7 protein-coding genes and 1 rRNA gene are annotated in these 7,137 nt (G+C 68.6%); 3 read left to right on the top strand and 5 right to left on the bottom strand.

The window, feature by feature from the left end; genetic code table 11:
* Nucleotides 1-318 precede the first annotated feature (318 nt).
* Together rrf and H5V44_RS08455 are read left to right on the top strand one after the other, a co-directional pair.
* Nucleotides 319-440: ribosomal RNA gene (gene rrf / locus H5V44_RS08460) — 5S ribosomal RNA — on the top strand.
* 228 nt (nt 441-668) lie between these two features.
* Complete coding sequence (locus tag H5V44_RS08455) at nt 669-2,009, top strand: hypothetical protein (RefSeq protein WP_246403820.1); 1,341 nt, start codon at nt 669-671, stop codon at nt 2,007-2,009.
* A 46-nt stretch (nt 2,010-2,055) separates the two neighbouring features.
* On the opposite strand, the gene H5V44_RS08450 is transcribed toward H5V44_RS08455, so the two are convergent.
* Nucleotides 2,056-2,508, bottom strand: coding sequence for a hypothetical protein (locus tag H5V44_RS08450; RefSeq protein WP_185192663.1), 453 nt, complete (start codon nt 2,506-2,508; stop codon nt 2,056-2,058).
* Nucleotides 2,505-2,864, bottom strand: a complete 360-nt coding sequence (locus tag H5V44_RS08445; protein ID WP_221625620.1) for a hypothetical protein — start codon at nt 2,862-2,864, stop codon at nt 2,505-2,507. Before H5V44_RS08445 ends, H5V44_RS08450 begins: the two co-directional genes overlap by 4 nt.
* Before the next feature lie 82 nt (nt 2,865-2,946).
* On the opposite strand from H5V44_RS08445, the gene H5V44_RS08440 reads away from it, so the two are divergent.
* Nucleotides 2,947-3,549 carry a cyclodeaminase/cyclohydrolase family protein gene (locus tag H5V44_RS08440; protein ID WP_185192662.1) on the top strand — a complete coding sequence of 201 codons (603 nt, stop codon included), beginning with the start codon at nt 2,947-2,949 and terminating at the stop codon, nt 3,547-3,549.
* A 396-nt stretch (nt 3,550-3,945) separates the two neighbouring features.
* Here H5V44_RS08440 and H5V44_RS08435 read toward each other — a convergent pair whose 3' ends face one another.
* From H5V44_RS08435 to mvaD, 3 genes are all read right to left on the bottom strand, one after another.
* Nucleotides 3,946-4,086: a hypothetical protein gene (locus tag H5V44_RS08435; RefSeq protein WP_185192661.1), complete on the bottom strand. Its 141-nt coding sequence runs from the start codon at nt 4,084-4,086 to the stop codon at nt 3,946-3,948.
* 242 nt (nt 4,087-4,328) lie between these two features.
* Entirely contained in the window at nt 4,329-5,501 is a 1,173-nt protein-coding gene (locus H5V44_RS08430) for an NAD(P)/FAD-dependent oxidoreductase (RefSeq protein WP_185192660.1), read from the bottom strand.
* Between the two features lie 91 nt (nt 5,502-5,592).
* Nucleotides 5,593-6,564 carry a phosphomevalonate decarboxylase MvaD gene (gene mvaD, locus H5V44_RS08425; protein WP_185192659.1) on the bottom strand — a complete coding sequence of 324 codons (972 nt, stop codon included), beginning with the start codon at nt 6,562-6,564 and terminating at the stop codon, nt 5,593-5,595.
* Nucleotides 6,565-7,137: the final 573 nt, after the last annotated feature.

Genomic DNA, 7,137 nt, shown 5'->3' with positions numbered 1-7,137 from the left:
CGCACCGAGGCAACGAGGTGTGAGCCCGCGAGCACTAACAGTCCGAGCCACCACTCATCAGGCGATCCGACTGATCGCCCCGAATCGATCGGAGAGAGTGTGACACGAGACTCGCAACTGTGACAGTATATTGCAGTCCCGGTCTACTGTCGTGGTTGACGGGGATCGAGACGGCCAGGATGTCGCGGTAATGACGGGTTCAGGCGGAAGCTGGATTGCGCGCGTTCAATGGTTTGGAACCACGCAGTCGTCACCACCGACGAGTCGGTCGCTCTCTTCGTGAGAAGAGAGAGGCGGTTCGAGTCCGCCAGTCGGCGTTGGGGCGGCCAAAGCGGCAGGGAGACACCCGTACCCATCCCGAACACGGAAGTTAAGTCTGCCAGCGTAGGGGGAAGTACTGGAGTGCGCGAGCCTCTGGGAACGCTCCGTCGCCGCCCATCCACTCGTACTGAACGCTCACGGGACAACAGGTCCCGTGGGCGGTTTTCATTTCGAACGCGCACTCGCCAGCGGCAGCGCCGTCGTACGGTGGGCGGGGGATACGAAGCCGACGCGGTCCGGGTTATCGCCGATAGACGGTTAATCGGGTTAAATCGGGCTAAATCGACCGGAAGACGGGCTGAGGGAGTTCCCGGTTTATGAGGGTGACCTCGCAACGGGGGAGTGTAATGAACCGCAGCAGAACGCTCACGGTCGCCGTGGTCGTCGCGCTCGTCGGGATGCTGGCGATCCCGATGGCCGCGACCGCAGCGACCGACCTCGCGGTCGACGTGGAACAGGATCCCGACACGGGCGAGGCAGTGGTCACAGTCGTAGACAACGGGACCGCAGTCGAGAACGCGACGGTGACGGTTGCCTCGGCATCTAACTACACCGGAAACGGGACCTACGGGACCGACGCAAACGGGACCGTCGTCCTCCCCGAACCGACGGAGACGGTATCGGTGACGGTGAACGCGAGTGGCGACAACGTCACCGCGAGCACGCAGACGGAGCTCGTCCCGCGTGAGGACTCGCTGGACGTCACAGCCAACCAGTCGGCCGACGGGTCGACGACGGTGACCGTCACCCGGTACGACGAGCCGGTCGAGAACGCCTCGGTTGCGGTCGACGCGGACGACGCGATCGGCGGGAACTACACGACCGACGGGAACGGCACCGTCACCCTCGAACAGCCCGCGGACGACCTGGACGCCACCATCGTGGCGACCGAGGGCAACCGTTCGGCGGAGACCGTGGTGGCGCTGTCAGGGGCGGATCTGGACGTGACCGCCGACCAGCGTGACGACGGTGTCGTCGTGACGGCCACCGACGGCGGCGAGGCCGTCGAGAACGCGACCGTCGAGGTGGAGAGCAACGACAGTTACGCGGGGACGGGAACGTACGCGACCGATGGCGACGGCGAGGTCGCGCTCCCGCTCCCGACCGCGAACGTCACGATCGAAGTGACTGCGACCGACGGCAACGAGTCCGCAACGACCACCGCCGACCTGACAGTCGACTTCGTCAACCCGCAGGAGCCGTTCGGGCTGGCGGTGTCGCAGTTCGTGAGCGCGCTCCAGAACGTCGCGGTCGACGGGCCGCCGGGACAGGTCATCTCCGAGTTCGTGACGAGCAACAACCCCGGGAACGCCGACGAGGCGCCCGGTCAGTCGGGTGAGGCACCTGGTCAGTCCGACGAGGCTCCGGGTAACTCCGGCGACGCGCCCGGCCAGTCGGGTGGGGCTCCGGGCAACTCCGGCGACGCTCCCGGGCAGTCCGACGACGCGGACGACGAGGACGATGACGGTCCCGGCGCGGCGAACGGCAACGCCCCCGACGACGCGGGCCCCGACTCCGAGGCGGAAAGTGAAGACGACGAAGAGAGCGACGACGAAACCGAAACGGAAGCCACCGAAGCCGACGACGAGGACGACGCCGACGATGACGACGAGGATGCGGACGACAATGGCGACAGCGGCTCCGACGACGCGCCCGGCAACTCCGGGAACGCGCCCGGTCGGAGCTGACGGCCGAGCCGTCGCGGAAGCGTCCGAGGTCCGATCGAGACGGTTCTCATTTTTCTGATCCGGGAGTCACATTCTCCCGATACCGGGCGAGTCGCTCGGGCGAGACCCCGGAGCGCGCGGCGACGGTTTCGGGCTCGACGTCGAACCGCCGGCAGGCGGCGACCGCCCCGACGGCAACCAACTCGGTCCGTGCCCCGACGTCCCGGCCGCCGGGCGACCACGCGCCTGGGTCGATGTCCGTGGTCCGAACCGACCCGAGCGCGTCGACCGCGACGGTGCTGAGGAGGGCTGCACCGAGCACGTGAGTCGGTCGGTCCCGCTCCGTCGGTCGCTCGCGGTCCGGATCGTCGTGCTCGGGTGGTCCGACCGCGTCGCTTCGGGCAGCCGATCGACCACGGTCCAGCGCCCCCGCGAGCGCGAAGTACCGGCGGGCGTCGTCGCCGCCGAGGAGGGCCCGTTCGATCGCGCCGTCGATCACGGCGTCGAGAGCGTCGGTCACGACTCCGCCGCGCCCGCCCGAAACTCAGCATCGACGACGGTCCCGTCGGGCGTGAGTGTGATCCGGCCGAGCGTCACGGTCTCGCCGACCTCAGCCGTCGCACCGAGTTCACGGAGCGTCGCCGACCGATCGAGCCGTTCCCAGACCGCCCGCTCGACCACGCGCTGGAACGCCTCCGGGTCCGTCCACCCGGAGTCGATGTCGGAGGGGACGTGGACGACGAACTGGAACTCGTCGTCGGTGACGTGGATGCCGACGCCGAAGGTGTCGCCCGCAGCCGTGCCGTCCCCGTTCGGTTCGGTGCCGTCTCCGGCGTCCGGCGGATCGGGACCCCGGTCCCCGTTCGATCCGGTCATACGGACGCTGGAGCCCCGCCGGTCAAATATCCGTCGGGAGGCCGGCCGAACGCTCTTGAGACGGGGCCTCGAACCCCGGACCGTGACCTACGACGACACGCCGATCGGGAAGTTCCTCGACGCGGTCGCCTCCGAGCGGGTGGTACCTGCGGGCGGTACTGCCGCCGCGATCACCGGCGCCACCGGTGCCGCCCTGTGTGAGATGGTGTGCGTCCACACGACGGCCGCCGCGGACGGTCCGTCGGCGGGCGGCGAGTCCGAGGCCGGTCCCGGTGAGACGTCGTTGTCGGGGCTGCGAACGGGACTCCGTCGCCGGCGGAAGAAACTGCTCGCACTCGGGGGGCAGGACGCCGCGGTGGTCGAGGAGGTGTTCGGCGACGGGGAAGCGCCGTCGACTAGACTCCGGCGTCGGGCGGCCGGGATCCCGCTTGCGGTCGCCGAGGCGGCAGTGGCGGTGCTGACCGACGCCGAGACGGCTCACCGCCGGGGCACTCCCGGGGTGGCTGCGGACGCGAAGACCGGTGCGTATCTCGCCGACGCCGCGGTCCGCGCGTCGGTTGAGACGGTCCGGATCAACGCGGCTGCGCTCCCGAACCGGCCGTTCGCGTCAGACCTCGAAGGCCGTGCGGCGACCGTCGAGGAATCGGCCGACCCGGTCCGTCGCCGGCTGCTCGGCGGGAACTGATCGCCGTCGCAGGCGTCGGCCCCGTCGCCGCCAACGGAGCCCGTTCGTCGGTGGACGGTCGCAGGGAGATCCTACGCCGGAAGGAAGGTCTTTGTACGATCGTTCCCGTGTCACAGGGCAACGACGCCGGCCTGACCGTTCGCTCCCGCTTCGCGCCGCCGTTCTGCGGTCCCCCGAACGTGACTCGGAGGGCCCGTTGCGGTTCGTTCACGACCGGGAACGACGAACTCAAATGATACGACGGTACACTGAGGACGCCGACCCACCGTGACCCGACGCCGCCGGGGAGCCCCCGGACGGGCGCTCGGGCGACCACCCCGAAGCGGGACCGACCACGAGGTGTGCGCCCGATGGACGGACGGGTCACCATCCTTGGATCACCCCCTTTGGGAGTCGCTACAGGACCAGTTGATCGACATCTGGAGCGACCTGGAGAGGACGCACCCACGACATCGAGGAGCCGCTGGTCGACTCCCGGAACTCCTCACAGAGGTCCTGTGACGTCACGCGGAGCACGACGTGGTCGGCGGCGAACACCGACGCCAGTTCGGCACCCCTTCGACAGCCCGGCTGGGTTCCGCCCCACCGCCGACGGCTGCGAGAATCGTCATACGACTCAGTCCCGTCGGCAGCTATAGTAGCGTTTGCAACTGGATGCACATCCGATCGCACGACAGCATTCGATCGAGTGAGCAGAGACTTGCAAACGCTACTATACTTACCGGCCATCGCCGGAGACGGGGTCGGCGATGACCGGCAATTGACTACAATAATCCGTATCAGGTCGCCAGTTCGGATTCGACGAGGTCGACCGCGTTCCGGACCGCGCCGACCGAACTCAGGTGGCCGGCGCCCACTGCCGCCTTCATCGCACGCGCCGCTTTACCGGTCACGACTTCGGGGCCGAGCTGGGCTACGGTCCCGTCGCCGACCGTCACGATCCACCCTGGCACGTCGAAACGGTAGGGGTCGAGTCGGGGTCGGAACCCCCGGGCCTCCTCGAGGTCGTGTTCGACGAGCCGCGAGAGGTTCGACGCCACCGTCCGGGCTTCCCGGATCGCGGCCGACGCCGACGCCGGGACAGGTTCCCCGTCCGCGTCGACCGCGCGCGCGGCGTCGCCGACCACGAACGTCCGGTCGTCGAGCCGGAGGTCGTCGCGGACCAGGGGTCGGTCGCCACCCATCGCTTCCGTGCCGGTGATCCCGCCCGTCCAGACGAACACGTCGGCCGCGATGGTCCCCTGGTCGGTCTCGACCGCATCGGCGGTGGCCCGTTCGACCGTCGTGTCGGTCGAGACCGTCACGTCCCGAGACTCCAGTTCCTCGCGGACCGCCCGTCGGAAGTGTTCCGGGAAGTTCGGGGCGACGTGGGGGAGCTGTTCGAGCAGCGTCACGTCGGCGTCGACGCCCTCTTCGCGGGCCAGCGCCGCGAGTTCGCCCGCGGTCTGGACGCCCGAGAGCCCCGCGCCGCCGACCACGACGTCGACGGATCCGGCGGACGCGTCAGCCACGCTTTCCACCCCGTCGGCGTCGACCCCGGCCGCCGACAGGAACGCCGCCCGGATGGCGAGCGCGTCGTCGACCGAGGCGAGCGGCAGGCCGAACTCGGCGACGCCCGGGATCCCGTACTCGGCGGTGACCGACCCCAGACAGACCGCGGCGTAGTCGTAGGAGAGCTCGGAGCCGTCCGCCAGGTGGACCGTTCGGGCGTCACGACCCAGCCCGGCCACCCGCTCGGTCCGGACGGTCGCGCGGTCGAACAGTTCCGGAAGCGGGACCCGAATCGCGTCGGCGACCGCAGGGCGGCGGATGACCCGGTGGACCTCGTGTTTGACAAGGTGGGTCTCGGACTCGTCGACCACTACGACTTCGACGTCGTCGGGAAGCGTCGATTCCAGCCGGCGAGCGAGCGTCACGCCGGCGTAGCCGGCGCCGAGGATTGCGATTCGCATACGTTCGATTGGAGCCGGAGGGACATATGACGACCGGACCGTGGCGACCGTGGGTCGCGTCGCCCGGGGCCGCCGCCCGGGACGCTGCCGTTCAGAACAGCGACTCGGCCTCGGGGCGGACCGCCGCGGGGCCGCCGACCTCCCAGACGTCGGTGTCGACGCCGACCGCGGCGACGGCGTCCTCGACGGCGTCGACGTGGGGTGCGGTGGTGTTGACGTAGACGCTTGCACCCGTGTCCGTCGAGAAGTACGCTGGGATCCCCTCCTCGCGGAGCTCCCGAACCGCGTTGAACACCGCGACGGTGTCGGGCTGCCAGTAGACCCACCCCGCGGGCCCGGTCATCGTCGTGGCCGCGAGCGAGAGGGAGTCGTGTTCCGCAAGCTCGAAGGCCCGCTCGAAGTCGGCGTCGTAGAGGGCGTCGCGGGCGGCGTCGATCTGGTGGTGGATGTGCGCCAGCCTGGCCCGGAACATATGGCTCTCGGCGGCCTCGCGGTGGGCCTCCTCGGTCTCCTTGTAGGCGGGCACGTGGGCGGCGACGATCCGGAGGTCGTCCTCCAGGTCGGTCTCGATCCGCTCCGACCGGCAGTCGGTGTCGTTCATCCCGGAGTGGAGATGGGAGAACGCCCCGGTGACCGCCCGTGCGGCCGACGCCGACCCACGGCGGGCGATGGTCGAGATCTCCGGACGCGAGAGGTCGAGCCCCGCAGCCGTCGACAGCGCCGTCGCGGCCGCCGCAAACCCCGACGCCGAGGATCCGAACCCGATGTTCGTCGGGAAGGAGTTCTCCGACTCCAGGCGGACCGCGTGCTCGATTTCCGCCCGTTCGCGGACGTGATCGACGACCGAATCGATGCGCTCGGCCTCGCGCCCCTCGACGCGTTCGCCGCCGATGACGTAGACGTCCTCGCCGGCGTCGGGCTGGAACTCGACGGTGGTTTTCGTCCGACTCGGGGCCGTGCAGACGCTGATACTGTCGTGGTACGGGAGCCGGAGTTCCTCGTCGTGCATCCCGTGGTACTTGACCAGCCCCTGGATCGGGTGGGCGGTCGCGGTCGCCTTCATACCTCTACGGGCACGTGGCGGCCGATTAAACGTCCCGGTCGCGCCCTGTCGGCGGCGCCCGGCGTACCCGGCCATATCGTCGACGTTCAGGAAGTGGTTGAGTCGCATAAACGCTGTAGTAGCGTTTGCAAGTCTTCGCTCGCTCGATCGCACGACGGCGTGCGATCGGATGTGCAACCAGTTGCAAACGCTACTGTAGGACCGCACCGAACAGGACGAGCCCCAAGCGGAACGCGAGCCCGGCCGCTCCGGCGTCCAACTGAGTACCGTCGTGGGGACGTTTGACATCATCCCGTCGCTCGGTCACGGGAAGTATGCAGATGACGGGTTCCGGACACCGGCGATACCCGGTAACGTCGGCATAACGGAACAGCAGGGTGTTACAACTCGGTAGGTGTTTCGGCAGGCGATCGAATACCGGATCAAAAGTCGTTTCTGCCTCATAGATCAGATCTACATCCCGTCAATTCCGGCTCGAAAACCCTGCGGTAGTTTGTTTTGGTTTACAATAGCTTATATACGGTCCGTCCGTGATTTTGCTGAGACCGAACCCACGCCGGCGGTCACTCTCCC

Origin of the sequence: Halobellus ruber (assembly GCF_014212355.1) — an archaeon.
Classification (GTDB): Archaea; Halobacteriota; Halobacteria; order Halobacteriales; family Haloferacaceae; genus Haloquadratum; species Haloquadratum rubrum.
This window is presented reverse-complemented; position numbering and strand designations above follow the sequence as displayed.